At 73.6% G+C, this 13,233-nt stretch carries 17 protein-coding genes and 1 pseudogene; 14 read left to right on the plus strand and 4 right to left on the minus strand.

All coding sequences use genetic code 11. The annotated features are described in order from the left end of the window. From E1212_RS29750 to E1212_RS27635, 5 genes and pseudogenes are all read left to right on the plus strand, one after another. A pseudogene (locus E1212_RS29750) lies at positions 1–407 on the plus strand (hypothetical protein); the annotation flags it as partial. 53 nt (positions 408–460) lie between these two features. Further along, positions 461–874 (plus strand): thioredoxin family protein, encoded by a 414-nt coding sequence (locus E1212_RS27620; protein WP_131988522.1) that lies wholly within the window; start codon positions 461–463, stop codon positions 872–874. A 260-nt stretch (positions 875–1,134) separates the two neighbouring features. Next, positions 1,135–1,578, plus strand: coding sequence for a DUF4395 domain-containing protein (locus tag E1212_RS27625; protein ID WP_131988524.1), 444 nt, complete (start codon positions 1,135–1,137; stop codon positions 1,576–1,578). Next, on the plus strand, positions 1,575–2,423 hold the full coding sequence (locus tag E1212_RS27630; RefSeq protein ID WP_131988526.1) for a sulfurtransferase: 849 nt from the start codon (positions 1,575–1,577) through the stop codon (positions 2,421–2,423). Before E1212_RS27625 ends, E1212_RS27630 begins: the two co-directional genes overlap by 4 nt. 5 nt (positions 2,424–2,428) lie before the next feature. After that, on the plus strand, positions 2,429–2,725 hold the full coding sequence (locus E1212_RS27635; RefSeq protein WP_131988528.1) for a DUF1416 domain-containing protein: 297 nt from the start codon (positions 2,429–2,431) through the stop codon (positions 2,723–2,725). Positions 2,726–2,917: 192 nt separating this feature from the next. On the opposite strand, the gene E1212_RS27640 is transcribed toward E1212_RS27635, so the two are convergent. Further along, the gene (locus tag E1212_RS27640) at positions 2,918–3,280 is read right to left on the minus strand and encodes a DsrE family protein (RefSeq protein ID WP_131988530.1); all 363 of its coding nucleotides are present in this window, start codon (positions 3,278–3,280) and stop codon (positions 2,918–2,920) included. 61 nt (positions 3,281–3,341) lie between these two features. Here E1212_RS27640 and E1212_RS27645 point away from each other — a divergent pair, with 61 nt between their 5' ends. The 3 genes from E1212_RS27645 to ygfZ all read left to right on the plus strand — a co-directional run bounded on the left by E1212_RS27645 (position 3,342) and on the right by ygfZ (position 5,536). Then, positions 3,342–3,785: a YybH family protein gene (locus E1212_RS27645; RefSeq protein ID WP_131988532.1), complete on the plus strand. Its 444-nt coding sequence runs from the start codon at positions 3,342–3,344 to the stop codon at positions 3,783–3,785. A gap of 222 nt (positions 3,786–4,007) precedes the next feature. Continuing rightward, complete coding sequence (locus E1212_RS27650) at positions 4,008–4,526, plus strand: heme-binding beta-barrel domain-containing protein (protein WP_131988534.1); 519 nt, start codon at positions 4,008–4,010, stop codon at positions 4,524–4,526. A gap of 29 nt (positions 4,527–4,555) precedes the next feature. Continuing rightward, positions 4,556–5,536: a CAF17-like 4Fe-4S cluster assembly/insertion protein YgfZ gene (gene ygfZ / locus E1212_RS27655; RefSeq protein WP_131988536.1), complete on the plus strand. Its 981-nt coding sequence runs from the start codon at positions 4,556–4,558 to the stop codon at positions 5,534–5,536. A 16-nt stretch (positions 5,537–5,552) separates the two neighbouring features. On the opposite strand, the gene E1212_RS27660 is transcribed toward ygfZ, so the two are convergent. Together E1212_RS27660 and dtd are read right to left on the minus strand one after the other, a co-directional pair. Continuing rightward, positions 5,553–6,398, minus strand: coding sequence for an NAD-dependent epimerase/dehydratase family protein (locus E1212_RS27660; RefSeq protein WP_131988538.1), 846 nt, complete (start codon positions 6,396–6,398; stop codon positions 5,553–5,555). A 25-nt stretch (positions 6,399–6,423) separates the two neighbouring features. After that, positions 6,424–6,855, minus strand: coding sequence for a D-aminoacyl-tRNA deacylase (gene dtd / locus E1212_RS27665; RefSeq protein ID WP_131988540.1), 432 nt, complete (start codon positions 6,853–6,855; stop codon positions 6,424–6,426). A gap of 88 nt (positions 6,856–6,943) precedes the next feature. On the opposite strand from dtd, the gene E1212_RS27670 reads away from it, so the two are divergent. From E1212_RS27670 to E1212_RS27690, 5 genes are all read left to right on the plus strand, one after another. After that, positions 6,944–7,702 carry an SDR family NAD(P)-dependent oxidoreductase gene (locus E1212_RS27670; protein WP_131988542.1) on the plus strand — a complete coding sequence of 253 codons (759 nt, stop codon included), beginning with the start codon at positions 6,944–6,946 and terminating at the stop codon, positions 7,700–7,702. Positions 7,703–7,772: 70 nt separating this feature from the next. Next, complete coding sequence (locus tag E1212_RS27675) at positions 7,773–8,735, plus strand: asparaginase (protein ID WP_131988544.1); 963 nt, start codon at positions 7,773–7,775, stop codon at positions 8,733–8,735. Between the two features lie 14 nt (positions 8,736–8,749). Then, the gene (locus tag E1212_RS30185) at positions 8,750–9,331 is read left to right on the plus strand and encodes a TetR/AcrR family transcriptional regulator (protein WP_203417335.1); all 582 of its coding nucleotides are present in this window, start codon (positions 8,750–8,752) and stop codon (positions 9,329–9,331) included. Positions 9,332–9,374: 43 nt separating this feature from the next. After that, on the plus strand, positions 9,375–9,803 hold the full coding sequence (locus E1212_RS27685) for a DUF6463 family protein (RefSeq protein WP_131988546.1): 429 nt from the start codon (positions 9,375–9,377) through the stop codon (positions 9,801–9,803). After that, positions 9,800–10,393, plus strand: a complete 594-nt coding sequence (locus tag E1212_RS27690) for a DUF2867 domain-containing protein (protein ID WP_131988548.1) — start codon at positions 9,800–9,802, stop codon at positions 10,391–10,393. The genes E1212_RS27685 and E1212_RS27690 overlap by 4 nt, the downstream gene beginning before the upstream one ends. Here the strand turns inward: E1212_RS27690 and E1212_RS27695 are convergent. Next, entirely contained in the window at positions 10,378–11,631 is a 1,254-nt protein-coding gene (locus E1212_RS27695) for an APC family permease (protein WP_131988550.1), read from the minus strand. The genes E1212_RS27690 and E1212_RS27695 overlap by 16 nt on opposite strands. Before the next feature lie 118 nt (positions 11,632–11,749). Between E1212_RS27695 and E1212_RS27700 the strand changes: the two genes are divergently transcribed. Next, on the plus strand, positions 11,750–13,078 hold the full coding sequence (locus tag E1212_RS27700) for a glycoside hydrolase family 15 protein (protein ID WP_131988552.1): 1,329 nt from the start codon (positions 11,750–11,752) through the stop codon (positions 13,076–13,078). The last annotated feature ends 155 nt before the right edge of the window (positions 13,079–13,233 follow it).

The raw sequence follows: 13,233 nt of genomic DNA on the forward strand, positions 1-13,233 counted from the left end.
CGGTGGGGCTGACGGAGTCGCTGCCGGTGTCGCGGGCGGTCCGGCGGCTCATCGGCGTGCTCGTGGCCGCGCTCGGCGCCGGCGCGCTGGTGCTCACCACGGACTGGATGTCCGACGCCGTCCCCGCCGTCAGCGCCGTCGTCATCGCCACCTTCGCCGGCCTGCTGGCGGCGGTCGCCTTCGCCGCCGTCGACCGCCTGGCCGAGGAGTACACGCCGCAGCCGGTCGCCGTCACCGTCGGGTCGCCCGCGCCCGCCGGCACCCGCTCCGGCACCGTGACCGGCGACGGCGCCGAGGCCGCGGCCGTCCCGCGCGGCGCCGCCGCCTTCCTGCCGCTGCGCGTCAGCCTGCCGTTCGTCGCGGCCGCGCCGGCCGCCTACGTGCTTGGCCGCATCTTCGTCGCCTGAAACCGGCTGTTCCGCTGGGAATTCGGCGCCGTCGCGCGGGCGTTGTGCCCGATGTGACAGGACTGGTGGTCGTCGTCGCCGTGCTCGCGGCCGCCACGGCGTTCGGGCTGTGGCGGCGGGCCCGCGACGGCCGAGTGGTGGAGGCGAGGGTGGACGACGCGCTGCTGGGTCCCGACGAGCTCGGCGAGCCGCTGGGCGAGCGGGCCACGCTGGTGCAGTTCTCGACGGCGTTCTGCCAGCCGTGCCGGGCGGCGCGCGCCACCCTGAAGCACGTCGCCGCCGACACCGACGGTGTCGTGCACGTCGAGATCGACGCCGAGCACCATCTCGACCTCGTCCGGCGCTTGAACATCCTGCGCACACCCACCACGCTGGTGCTCGACGGCGACGGCCGCATCGTCCGCCGGGCCACCGGAGCGCCGAGGCTGGCGGACGTCAGGGCCGCGCTTCCCGCCCTTCGCGCCTGAATTGGCCGGATGGCGAGACGACATATCTCGCCATCTGATACGGACGGTGACGCGGAGGCGTCCGGGTCGTACGCTCGTCACCATGTTCCGCACAGAGCTCTGGAAGCGTCGCGCGATCGACTTCGGTCGCGCCGCGTCCATGCTCTGTCGCCTTCCCTGACGGGGAACGGCCCCGCCCGCGCGCCCGGTCGCACCGCGCGCCACGCATCGCGCCGCCGTTCCTGACGATCACATCCCGTCCCGTCCACGTCAGGAGGACCATGCCGACTCGCATCGACCCCCGCGGTCCCCGGTTCGCGGCCACGCTCACCGCCGTCGTGCTCGCGGTCGTGCTGGTCACCGGCAGCACCTGGCTGCTGGCCCTGCAGGGCCTGGTGTTCGCGGCGGGTGCGTTCCTCGGGCTGCAGCGAGCGCCGTACGGCCTGCTCTACGCCACGCTCGTCCGGCCGCGGCTCGGCCCGCCCGGGGAGCTCGAGGACGCCGCGCCGCCGCGGTTCGCCCAGGCCGTGGGGCTGGTGTTCGCCGTCGCCGGCGTCATCGCCTTCGCGAGCGGGCTGACCGTCGTCGCGTACGTCGCCGTCGCGGCCGCCCTGGCCGCGGCGTTCCTGAACGCGGCCTTCGGCTTCTGCCTGGGCTGTGAGATCTACCTCGCCTACCGGCGTCTGTTCCCATCCCAACCCAACACCACGGAGGTCGCGTCATGAGCCGCGAGTCCAGCCTCGTCTCGGCCGACTGGGTCGAGCAGAACCTCGACAACCCGAAGGTGGTGCTCGTCGAGGTCGACGAGGACACCGCCGCCTACGACAAGAACCACATCCGCGGCGCCGTGAAGGTCAACTGGACCACCGACCTGCGCGACCCGGTCCGGCGTGACTTCGTCACCAAGGAGCAGTTCGAGACCCTCCTCGGCGGCCTCGGCATCTCCAACGACGACACCGTCGTGCTCTACGGCGGCAACAACAACTGGTTCGCCGCGTACGCGTACTGGTACTTCAAGGTCTACGGGCACAACGACGTCCGCCTGCTCGACGGCGGCCGCAAGATCTGGGAGCTCGAGAGCCGCGAGCTCGTCGACGCCGTCCCCTCGCGCGAGGCCACCACCTACTCCGCGCAGGACCCGGACAACTCCATCCGCGCCTTCCGCGACGAGGTCGTCGCCGCCATCGGCGTCCAGAACCTCGTCGACGTCCGCTCGCCCGACGAGTACGCGGGCCGGCTGCTCGCCCCGGCCCACCTGCCGCAGGAGGTGTCGCAGGTCGGCGGCCACATCCCGACCGCTGCGAACGTCCCGTGGAGCAAGGCGGCCAACGACGACGGCACCTTCCGCTCCGACGACGAGCTGCGCGCGCTGTACAGCGAGGTGGGCGTCGACCTCGACAAGGACACCATCGCCTACTGCCGCATCGGCGAGCGCTCCTCGCACACCTGGTTCGTGCTGCGCGAGATCCTCGGCGTGCAGAACGTCAAGAACTACGACGGCTCCTGGACCGAGTACGGCTCGCTGGTCGGCGTGCCGGTCGCGCTCGGCGACGAGCCCGGCAAGGCCTGAGCCCGATGTGCGGAGCCACTGCGGGCGGAGTCTCGCTGGAAGGGATCGACGTGACCAAGCAGACCGTCATCCAGGGCGTCGTCCAGCGTGACGACGCGCCCCTCGCGGGTGCGTACGTGCGGCTGCTCGACGCGACCGGCGAGTTCACCGCCGAGGTCCCGACCAGCGCGACCGGCCAGTTCCGGTTCTTCGCCGCGCCGGGCCGCTGGACGGTGCGCACGCTCGCGCCGGGTGCCGAGACCGTCGACCGCGCCGTCGTCGCCGACGTCGGTGTCACCGATGTCGAGGTGCACGTCGTCTGACGTACTCACTCGCTGGATGATCACGCGCGAACGGGGCCGGCATTCGCCGGCCCCGTTCCGCTCCCGTCACCTCCGCCCCCGTTGATCTTGGAGTAAGTGCGGTACCAATCGGGCAAAATCGCCCACCAACGCCGCCATTTCTCCAAGATCGACTTTGGGGGTGGGGGGTTGGGGGTCTGCTGCTGTCCGGCGTCAGTAGACGAGGGCCTGGACGCCGTCGGCCATGATCTCTTCGACGAAGGTCGGGGCGCCGGCGATGCGGACCCCCTCGATGACGTCGCCGGGGCCGATGCCGCGGCGGGCGGCGCACTGGGTGCACAACGTCACCATGCCGCCGGCCAGCAGCGCGTCCAGCAGGTCCGGCAGCGGCGCGGCGTGCGGCAGCTCGAACTCGGCGGCCCGGCCGGGCAGCGCGAACCAGGCCGACTCGCCGGTCAGCCAGAGCGACACCGTCGCGCCCGCGGCGAGCGCCGTCGTCGCCACGGTGAACGCCTGCGAGCACCGCTCGGGGGCGTCGGCGCCGGCCGTGACCTTGACCACGAGGGTGCGCTCCATGCCCTCAGCCTAGGCGGCGCGTCCGGCCTGACATCCCGCCGGGCCGCGTCGTCGTAGAGGTATGGACACCACCGAGATCGATGCCCTGCTGGAGGGCCGCTCCGAGGCCATCCGCGCCCGCGACCTGGACCGGCTGCTCGCCTTCTACGCGCCCGACATCGTCTACTTCGACGTCGTGCCGCCTCTGTACTACGCCGGGATCGACGCGCTCCGCGGCCGGTTCCGGGACTGGTTCGGCCGCTGGTCGAGCCCGATCGGGCAGGACGTCACCGACGTCCACGTCGAGGCCGGCGGCGACGTCGCGGCCGTGCGCATGCTGATCCGGACCAGCGGCACCCTCGCCGCCGGCCGCGAGGTCGGCTACTGCGTCCGCGCGACCGACATCCTGCGCCGCACGGCGGACGGGTGGGCGATCACGCACGAGCACGTGTCGCTGCCGGTCGAGTTCCCGGCCGGGACGGCTGCGATGGACCTCGTCCCGCCCCAACGGGGCCGGGCAGGCTGACGACGAGAGGGGGCCGGAGGTCTCCTCGATGTCCTCGGTTCCAGACGCCGGGCCAGGGTGACCTCTGCCGGGGTCATGCCCGGCCCGACGACGTCCGAGGATAAACTCGCCGCGTGCTCGAACTCGTCTTCACCAGCATCCTCGTCCTGGTCACCATCGCGGCCGGGCTCATGGGCGTGCTCGTGGTCTACAAGCTGTTCAAGGGTCAGGCCTGAGTCCGCCGTGATCGAGATCCCCGACGACCTCCACCCGGCCTGCCTGCCCGTCGCCTGGCTGCTCGGCCGCTGGGAGGGCGCCGGCCTCGGCGACTACCCGACCATCGAGGCGTTCCGGTTCGGCCAAGAGGTCGAGTTCGGCTACGTGCCGGACAAGCCGTTCCTGTCCTACCGCAGCCGCAGCTGGATCCTCGACGACGACGGCAACCTCGTGCGTCCCGCGGCCCGCGAGACCGGGTACTGGCGCCCGCAGGAGAACGACGAGATCGAGGTGCTCCTCACGCACCCGACGGGGTTCGTCGAGATCTACATCGGGCAGACCGAGCCGGCCCGGGTCGAGATCTCCACCCGCGGCGTGCTCAAGACCGAGACGGCGAAGGACTACCGCACCGGCCACCGGCTGTACGGCCTGGTCAACGGCGCGCTCATGTACCTCTACCAGATGTCGGCCATGGGTCACGAGCTGCAGCCGCACCTGTCGGCCGAGCTCAAGCGGGTCACGGGCGCGCTGGAGGCCCGGGACTGATTCCCGCCCGCCGGGTGTTGGATGTAGACATGGACGCCTACCGCAGCCCGCTGCTGGACACCCCCGGAGCCGTTGCGGCCACCGGACCGGACGACGGTGTCGCCGCGCACTACGGCGATCCGTTCCGCGAGCAGCGGCGCCTCGTCGACGGCGAGGGCGCGGTCGACCTCTCGCACCGCGCGGTCCTGCGGGTCGGCGGCCCCGACCGGCTGACCTGGCTGCACCAGCTCATCACCCAGCACGTCGAGCGGCTCGAGCCGCACCGGGCGACGTCGGCCCTCGTCCTCGACGCGAACGGCCGGGTCGAGCACGCGCTCTACGGGGTCGACGACGGCGACGCCTTCTGGTTCCACGTCGAGCCCCCGTCGGCCGAGCCGCTGCGCGACTTCCTCGAGAAGATGAAGTTCTGGTCCCAGGTCGAGGTCGCCGACGTCACCGGCGAGCTCGCCGTCGTGTGGGAGCCGGTCACCACCCCGTCCGAGGCCCACCTGAGCCGGGTCACCGAGCGCGGACGCGACGTCTTCGTCCCGCGGGCCGAGCTGGCCGCCTACGTGGGCGCCCGCCGCCCGGCCGGCGTCTGGGCGTACGAGGCGCTGCGCATCGAGGCGCACGAGCCGCGCCAGGGCCTCGACACCGACGAGCGCACCATCCCGCACGAGGTCGGCTGGATCGGCACCGCCGTCCACCTCGACAAGGGCTGCTATCGCGGCCAGGAGACCGTGGCCCGCGTGCACACGCTCGGCCGGCCGCCGCGCCGCCTGGTCCTGCTGCACCTCGACGGCTCGGTCGACACCCTGCCCGAGCACGGCGACGCCGTCGAGCTCGACGGCCGTACCGTCGGCACCGTCGGCTCGGCCGCCCGCCACCACGAGCTGGGCCCGGTCGCGCTCGCCGTCGTCAAACGGAACACCCCGGTCGACGCCGAGCTGCTGGCCGGAGGGGTGGCCGCCGCGCAAGAGGTCGTCGTCGACCCCGAGATCGGCCTGCACGTCCGGGCCCAGCTGCGCTGACCCGCGGCGCCGCCGCCTACGCCGTCCGCCAGCCGAACCGCGGCTCGTAGCCCAGCACGCGCCGGGCCTTCTCGATCGACAGCAGCGTCTCGTGGTCGCCGAACTCGCGGCGCCGCTCCACGCCCGGGAAGACCTCGTCGAGCAGCTCGCTATTCGGCCGCTCCATGACGGTGTCGGCGTTGGCGATGACGAACACGTCGGCGCCGGTCAGCGGGGCCTCGAGCGCCAGGCGGACGGCCTGCGCGGCGTCGCGGGCATCGATGTAGCCCCACAGGTTCCACTTGCGCCGCAGCGCGTCGTCCTGGAACGACGGGAACCGCGCGTAGTCCTCGGGGTCCATGACGTTCGACAGCCGCAGCCCGATGATCTTCTGCTCCGGGTCCCAGCGGCAGAACTGCTCGGCCATCGTCTCGCCCACCAGCTTCGACAGCGAGTACGCGGTCTCGGGCCGGCCGGGGTACTCCTCGTCGACGGGGACGTACGGCGGCGGGGTGTCGAACGGCAGCCCGAGCACCGTCTCGCTGGACGCCCACACGACGTTCTTGACCCCCAGCTGCCGGGCCGCCTCGAACACGTTGTAGGTGCTCAGCGTGTTCACCGAGAACGTGACGGGATTCGGCGCCAGGCCCGGCGCCCGGATCGCGGCCAGGTGCACGATGCCCGTCACGTCGTCGATGCGGTCGTCGACGCCGGCGAACGCCGCCACCGTCTGCCCGTAGTCGGTGAGGTCGACGCGGCTGTGCCGGACCGACGCGTCGGCCGGCGGTGCGAGGTCCACCGAGACGACGTCGTAGCCGTGCGCCGTCAGGTCCGCGACGCAGGCCCGGCCGGCCTGGCCGCTGCCACCGGTCACGATGATCATGGCTCTCCCTTGCGAAAGGTGGGGATCAGACGTCGAGGATCAGTGTCACCGGGCCGTCGTTGACCAGGCTGACCTGCATGTCGGCGCCGAAGACGCCGGTCTCGACCTGCGCGCCGAGGTCGCGCAGCGCTGCGACGAACTCGGCCACGAGCGGTTCGGACACCGGTCCCGGCGCCGCCGCGCCCCAGGACGGGCGGCGGCCCTTCGCGGTGTCGGCGTACAGCGTGAACTGGCTGACGACGAGGATCGGCGCGCCGACGTCGGACGCGGAGCTCTCCTCGGCGAGGATCCGCAGGCCCCAGACCTTGCGGGCCAGCTTCGCCGCGACCTCGCCGTCGTCGGCATGGGTCACCCCGACGAGGACGAGCAGTCCCTGCCCGGCCGGCTCGATCGCGCCGACGACCTCGCCGTCGACCGACACCGAGGCCGACCGCACCCGCTGCACGACCGCTCGCATGTCCCGAATCGTCGCACGCGCGTCCGGCCGCCGACGCGGCGGCCGATACCCGCCAGCAGCGTCCCCCCGAAGACCGGAGAATCGAGGTATGAGCACACCACGGACACGGACGGGGCTCGACGGCAGGGTGGCCATGGTCATCGGCGGCAGCAGGGGCATCGGCGCGGCGGTGGTCCGCCGGTTGGCCGAGGACGGCGCCGACGTCGCCTTCACCTACCTCAGCGACACCGTGTCCGCGGAGAAGGTGGTCGCCACGGTCGAAGAGGCCGGACGGCGCGCGCTCGCCCTGCGGGTCGACAGCGCCGACGCCGCCGCCCTGACGGCCGCCGTCGACACCGTCGCCGGCCGGTTCGGCCGGTTGGACATCCTGGTCAACAACGCCGCGCGGTACTCCGTCGGGCCGATCGACCAGTTCGAGGTCGACGAGTTCGACCGCACCATCGCCGTGAACGTCCGGGCACCGTTCGTCGCCTCGACGGCCGCGGCCCGGCACATGACCGGCGGCGGCAGCATCGTGACCATCGGCAGCCTGGTCGCCGAGCGCACCGTCTTCCCCGGCTACGGCCTGTACTCGATGAGCAAGACGGCGCTGACCGGGCTGACGAAGGGGCTGGCCCGCGACCTCGGCGGCCGGGGGATCCGGGCCAATCTGGTGCACCCCGGCCCCACCGACACCGACCTCAGCCCGGCCGACGGGCTCTACGCGGACGTCGTCCGGTCGCACACCGCGCTGGGCCGGTTCGCCGACCCGGACGAGATCGCCGCCACCGTCGCGCACCTCGCCGGCGACGACGCCCGCTACATCACCGGCACATCGGTACTGGTGGACGGCGGTTTCACCGTGTGACGGCGCGGGCCGTCGGTCCCTCGTGACAGGATCGTCGCACCGATGTGCGACGTGAAGGCGAGGGAGCGACATGCGCGCGGGCGACGCCGTCCTGGTGGCTGAGGTGGTCCGGTCGGGGCTCGTCGAGTCCCGGCACCGGGGGTCGGTCGTGGGCCTGGACACCGGCGGGGCCGTGGCGTTCGCCGTCGGGGCCACCGAGGCGCCGATGTACCCGCGGTCGTCGAACAAGCCGGCCCAGGCCGCCGCGATGCTGCGGCTCGGGCTGCCGCTCGACGGCGAGCTGCTCGCCCTGGCGGCGGCCAGCCACTCCGGCGAGCCGTTCCACCTCGACGGCGTGCGGCGCATCCTGGCGCTCGGTGGCCTCGACGTGCCGGCTCTGCGCAACACCCCCGGCCACCCGATCGACCCCGAGACCATGGTCGCCTACGTCCGGCAGGGCGGCGAGCCGTCGTCGCTGACGGCCGACTGCTCCGGCAAGCACGCCGCCATGCTGCTCACCTGTGTGGTCAACGACTGGCCGACGGACGGGTACCTGGACCCGGCGCACCCGCTGCAGGTAGCGATCCACGACACCGTCGGCTCGCTGGCCGGCGAGGCGATCGCCCGCACGGGCGTCGACGGCTGCGGCGCACCGTTGTTCGCCGTCACACTCACGGGGCTGGCGCGGATGTTCCGCTCGCTCGCGCTGGCGGAGCCGGGGACGCCGGAGCGCCGGGTCGTCGACGCCATCCAGGCGCACCCGGAGTACACCAGCGGCAGCACCCGCGACGAGGCGGAGCTGATCGGCGGCGTGCCCGGCCTGTTCTGCAAGGCCGGCGCCGAGGCGGTCCTGGCGGGTGCTCTCGACGACGGGCGTGCCTTCGCGTTGAAGATCGATGACGGCGGCCACCGCGCCCGCACGGTGGTCATGGTCGCCGCCCTCCAGCTCCTCGGCGTCGACGCCCCGGTGCTCGACAAGCTCGCCGCCGCCCCCGTCCTCGGCGGCGGCGTTCCCGTCGGCGACCTCCGCGCCGCCGTCGACTGGCCGGTCTGAGCAGGAGCCCGGCCGTGACCGACCTGCGCGCCCGACGCCACCGCGAGACCCGGGCTGAGATCGTCGCGGCCGGCCTGCGGCTGTTCGACGAACACGGCTACGACGCCGTGACCATGGAACAGATCGCCGCCGCCGCCGGAGTGTCGCGCCGAACGCTGTACCGCCACTTCCCGGCGAAGGACCGCATCCTGCTCGACCTGCCGCTGGAGTGGATGGCGATGTGGGACGACGTCGTCGCGGCCGCGCCCGCCGACCTCCCGCCGCGCGACGTCGTCGAACGAGCCGCGCGCGTCATCGGAGCGCACCTCGACGCCGAGGCCGGCCGCATCGGCATCGCCTGGCGGATCATCGACTCCGTGCCGGCGCTCGAACCGGCCTTCCTCGCCAATCCCACCTGGACGGAGCGCGTGGTCGCCGTCATGGAGGACCCGGCCAGGGGCGCGCCTCTCGACCGGCGGATCGCGGTGATCGTCGCGGGCGCCTACCTGGGGGCGCTGGACGCGGCGATGCTGGCGTGGGCCGCCGGCGCCGGGGGCGACACCGTCGCCGACACCATCGAGCTGATCATCGAGCGACTCGCGCCGATCTGGCCTTAGACCCGCGGTTGTCAAGTCTGGCACACTGTGCCAGCATGGCACTATGACGCGATCGACTCATCCCGAGGTGGCCGTCGCCGCGGACCCGCGCCCCGTGCGCCACCGGCCCGTCGTCGGCTGGTCCCTGCTCGCCATCGCCGCGGGCCACGTCCTGGCCGCGCCCCTGGTCTACCCCGACTCGCTGCGCAGCACCTGGGAGGGTGGTGTCCTGCTCGCGGTCGAAGGCGACCCGTCGCTGATCGCCGAGCGCGGCATCGGCTTCTGGTACGTCACGGCGGGGCTGGGCGTCGGCCTGCTCGGCGGCGTCGTGCGCTGGGCCGAGCGCCGGACCGGCCCGGTGCCCCGGGGGCTCGGCTGGGCCCTGCTCGGGCTGACGCTGTGGGGCGTGGCCCTCATGCCGAAGTCGGGGTTCTGGGCGTTCGCCGTGCCGGCCGCACTGATCCTGCGCCGTCCGCGGGGAGGGGCGCGATGAGACTGCCCGCACAGGCCCACACCGGCCGGCCCTGGCTGATCCACGAGATCGCCCCCGACTTCCGGCTCGAGGACGTGTGGGCCCTGCCCGCGCACGGCGGCCGGCACGACTTCCCGCGGCTGGTCGAGGCGTTCGACACGCTGCCGTTCCCCGAGCAGGCGCCGCCGCCGGTCCGGGCGCTGTGGGCCGCACGCTGGACCCTGGGGCGACTGCTCGGCTGGGACGACCCGTCGAGCGCGGTCGGCGCGCGGGTGCCGTCGCTGCGCGAGCGGCTGCCGGCCGGTGTCGAGGCCCCGGTGGACGACGGTGCGCTGCCCGGCACCCCCTTCACGACGGTGTACGTCCGCCCCGGCGAGTACGCGGCCGAGCTGGCCAACGAGACCGTGCACGCCGTGCTCCACCTGGGTTGGGTCGACGACGGCGGCGCCGGCCATCGCGGACAGCTGGCGGTCCTGGTGAAGCCGCACGGGCGGCGCGGCGCCCTCTACCTGGCCGCGATCAAACCGTTACGGCTGGCGGTCGTCTACCCGGCGCTGCTGCGGCTGCTCGACCTGCGCTGGCGCGAGCTCGAGGATCAGCCGTCGCGCTGAACGACCCACCGGGCGAGCATGACCGCGGCCAGGACGGCGGCGCCGGCGGCCACCGTCCGCCAGGGCAGCGACAGCGCGAGCAGCACGCACGTCACCAACCCGGCCGCGGACAGCCAGCGCGGCCAGCGCCGTTCCGCGGCCGACAGCCGCCACGCGGCCGTGTTGGCCACCGCGTAGTACACGAGCACCGCGAAGGCGCTGGCCGCGAGCGTCGTCGCCAGGTCGCCGACCAGCACGAACAGCACCGTCACCGCGGCGGACGCGAGCTCGGCGCGGTGCGGGACCCGGCGCCGTGCGTGCACGGCCGCCAGCGGGCGGGGCAGGTCGCCCGACGACGCCATGGCGAACGCCGTCCGCCCGACGCCGGCCTGCAGCGACAGCAGCGCGGCGAGTGCCGCCACCGCTGCCGCGGACGCGACCACCGGCTCCAGCCAGCCGGCCCCCGCGGCCGCCGCCACCGCGCGCAGCGGATCCACCGCTGCCGCCGTCCCCTCGGCACCCAGCACGAGCAGCACCGTCAGCCCGACGACGGCGTACAGCACCAGCACCGCCGTCAGCGAGACGACGACGGCGCGCGGGATCGAGGCCGGGTCGCGGACCTCCTCGCCCAGGGTCGTGATGCGGGCGTAGCCGGCGAACGCGTAGAACAGCACGGCGGCGGATCCGAGCACTCCGAGCACGCCGTCGGCCGCCCCGTCCGGCGCCGGCCCGTCCGGCCACGACGGCGCCACGCCCGCACCCGTCAGCCCGGTCACGACCACCACCGCCAGCACCACCACGACGATGCCGACCAGCACCGCGCCCACGCGCGCGGTCTTCGTCACGCCGGCGAGGTTGACCGCCGTCACCACCACGACCGCCACCAGCGCGACGAGCACGTCCTGCTCGGGCCACAGGTACGCCCCGGCCGCGAGCGCCGCCGTCGCGCACGACGCGGACTTGCCCAGCACGAACGCGTACCCGGCGAGAGCGCCCCAGAATTCGCCCAGCCGCAGCCGGCCGTAGTGATAGGCGCCGCCGGCCTGCGGGTGCACGGCGGCCAGCTGCGCCGTGGACGTCGCGTTGCAGAAGGCGACGAAGGCGGCGACGGCCAGCCCGGCGAGCAGCCAGGCGCCCGCGGCCGACGCGGCCGGCTGCCAGGCGACGAAGACTCCGGTGCCGATCATGGCGCTGAGGCCGACGGCGACGGCGTCCGTGGTGCCGAGGCGTCGGGAGAGCCGCGAGTCCGGTGGGGTCACGTGACCATCCTCGCTGCTCGGCGGGGGACCTTGGCGCCAACTGCGAGGGAACGGAGGGCGACCGAACCGTGACCCGGCGGGAAACGCCGCAGTGGTATGGACCACGTACGCTGGTGTCGTGCGATCGTCCCGCCGCCTCGGGTGGCGCATCGGGCTTCCGGCGGTGATCCTCGTCATCGCCGCACTCAGCATGGCCCCGACCCGTGGGACGGTCCTCCAGCTGAGGGCCGACGGCGTCGTGGTCGAGCCCGGCGGCGTGGTCGCGACGGTGCCGGCCGACTCCGGCGCCGCGTTCATCCCCGGCACGAGTGTGCTCAGCAGCGCGAACCGCGACGATCCCGCCGTCGCCGCCCGCATCGACGACGACCGCGACTGGCTGGCCGACGGCGTCGTCCCCGGCCACGGCACCCGTTACCACGCCATGGCCGAGCGGGCGCTGCTCGACCTGCGCGCGCTGACCGGCCCCACCGGCGCCCTCATGGCCGCGCCGGTCACCGCCTGGAAGCACGTCTGGCCGCGCGACGCCTCGTTCGCGGCCGCCGCGTACGCCGTCACGGGCCACGACCGCGAGGCCGCCGACGTGCTCGGCTTCCTCGCCGACGTCGCCCCCTGGGACGGCGAGTGGGAGGCGCGCTACCTCGCCGACGGCTCCGGCCCGCCCGACGACCGCCCCAAGCAGCTCGACAGCGCCGGCTGGGTGCTCTGGGCCGTGTGGCTGGTCTCGCGCGAGGTGGAGCCCGATGTCGCGGCCGAGATGCTCGAGGAGCTGCGGCCCGCGGTCATCGCCTCGGCCAACGCCATCGTCCGCTCCCTCGGCGACGACGACCTGCCCGCGCCGTCGTCGGACTACTGGGAGAAGGACGAGTCCGACCTGACGCTCGGCGTGGCCGCGCCGGCGTCGCTCGGCCTGCGTGCCGCGCTGGCGCTCGCCCCGCTCATCGACGTCGAGGACCCGTTCGTCTGGACCAACGCCGCCCGCCGGCTCGACCACGCCATCGAGCGCGAGTTCGCCCCGCACGGCTACCCGCGCACCCCGCCCGACGGCGGCGCCGACGCCGCGGTCACCTTCCTCGCCCCGCCGTTCGCCCCCGCGACGGCGCCGGTCACCGACGCCGTGCGGGCGACGGAGATCGCGCTGCGGGTGCCCAACGGCGGTCACCGCCCCGGCGAGGCCTGGCGCAAGGACGTCGACGTCGCCTGGACGCCCGAGACCGCACTGCTGGCTCTGGCCATGGCCGGCAACGGCGACCACACCGACGCCCACCGGCTGGTCACCTTCCTCGACACCTACCGCACGCCGCTCGGCTCACTGCCCGAGAAGGTCGACGCCGAGGCCGCTCCGGCCTCGGTCGCGCCGCTCGCCTGGACGTCGTCGCTGGTCCTGCTAACTCTCACCGAGCTCGAGCACGGCCTCCCCGTCGTCCCCCGAGCCCCCGATTCCCCATGATCATCGGCGATCGACCACGCCAGGACGGGTGTGTGTTCCGGAGACATCGGTGACAAAGCGTTCGGGGACATGGGCGACAGTTCGGGTTGGTTGGCTTCCCGTCTTTGCAGTGTGTGCCGTGGTTCGGCGGTGTCAAGGTCGTTCGTCCTCGCTGT

It is taken from the genome of Jiangella ureilytica (assembly GCF_004348545.1).
In the GTDB taxonomy this organism is placed as follows: domain Bacteria; phylum Actinomycetota; class Actinomycetes; order Jiangellales; family Jiangellaceae; genus Jiangella; species Jiangella ureilytica.

Bases quoted from the DNA above. Each gene is read 5' to 3' on its own strand.
- E1212_RS27625 (WP_131988524.1), top strand. From the start codon at position 1,135: ATGCCGACTCGCATCGACCCCCGCGGTCCCCGGTTCGCGGCCACGCTC.
- E1212_RS27630 (WP_131988526.1), top strand. From the start codon at position 1,575: ATGAGCCGCGAGTCCAGCCTCGTCTCGGCCGACTGGGTCGAGCAGAAC.
- E1212_RS27635 (WP_131988528.1), top strand. From the start codon at position 2,429: ATGTGCGGAGCCACTGCGGGCGGAGTCTCGCTGGAAGGGATCGACGTG.
- E1212_RS27640 (WP_131988530.1), bottom strand. From the start codon at position 3,280: ATGGAGCGCACCCTCGTGGTCAAGGTCACGGCCGGCGCCGACGCCCCC.
- E1212_RS27645 (WP_131988532.1), top strand. From the start codon at position 3,342: ATGGACACCACCGAGATCGATGCCCTGCTGGAGGGCCGCTCCGAGGCC.
- ygfZ (WP_131988536.1), top strand. From the start codon at position 4,556: ATGGACGCCTACCGCAGCCCGCTGCTGGACACCCCCGGAGCCGTTGCG.
- E1212_RS27660 (WP_131988538.1), bottom strand. From the start codon at position 6,398: ATGATCATCGTGACCGGTGGCAGCGGCCAGGCCGGCCGGGCCTGCGTC.
- dtd (WP_131988540.1), bottom strand. From the start codon at position 6,855: ATGCGAGCGGTCGTGCAGCGGGTGCGGTCGGCCTCGGTGTCGGTCGAC.
- E1212_RS27670 (WP_131988542.1), top strand. From the start codon at position 6,944: ATGAGCACACCACGGACACGGACGGGGCTCGACGGCAGGGTGGCCATG.
- E1212_RS27675 (WP_131988544.1), top strand. From the start codon at position 7,773: ATGCGCGCGGGCGACGCCGTCCTGGTGGCTGAGGTGGTCCGGTCGGGG.
- E1212_RS27685 (WP_131988546.1), top strand. From the start codon at position 9,375: ATGACGCGATCGACTCATCCCGAGGTGGCCGTCGCCGCGGACCCGCGC.
- E1212_RS27690 (WP_131988548.1), top strand. From the start codon at position 9,800: ATGAGACTGCCCGCACAGGCCCACACCGGCCGGCCCTGGCTGATCCAC.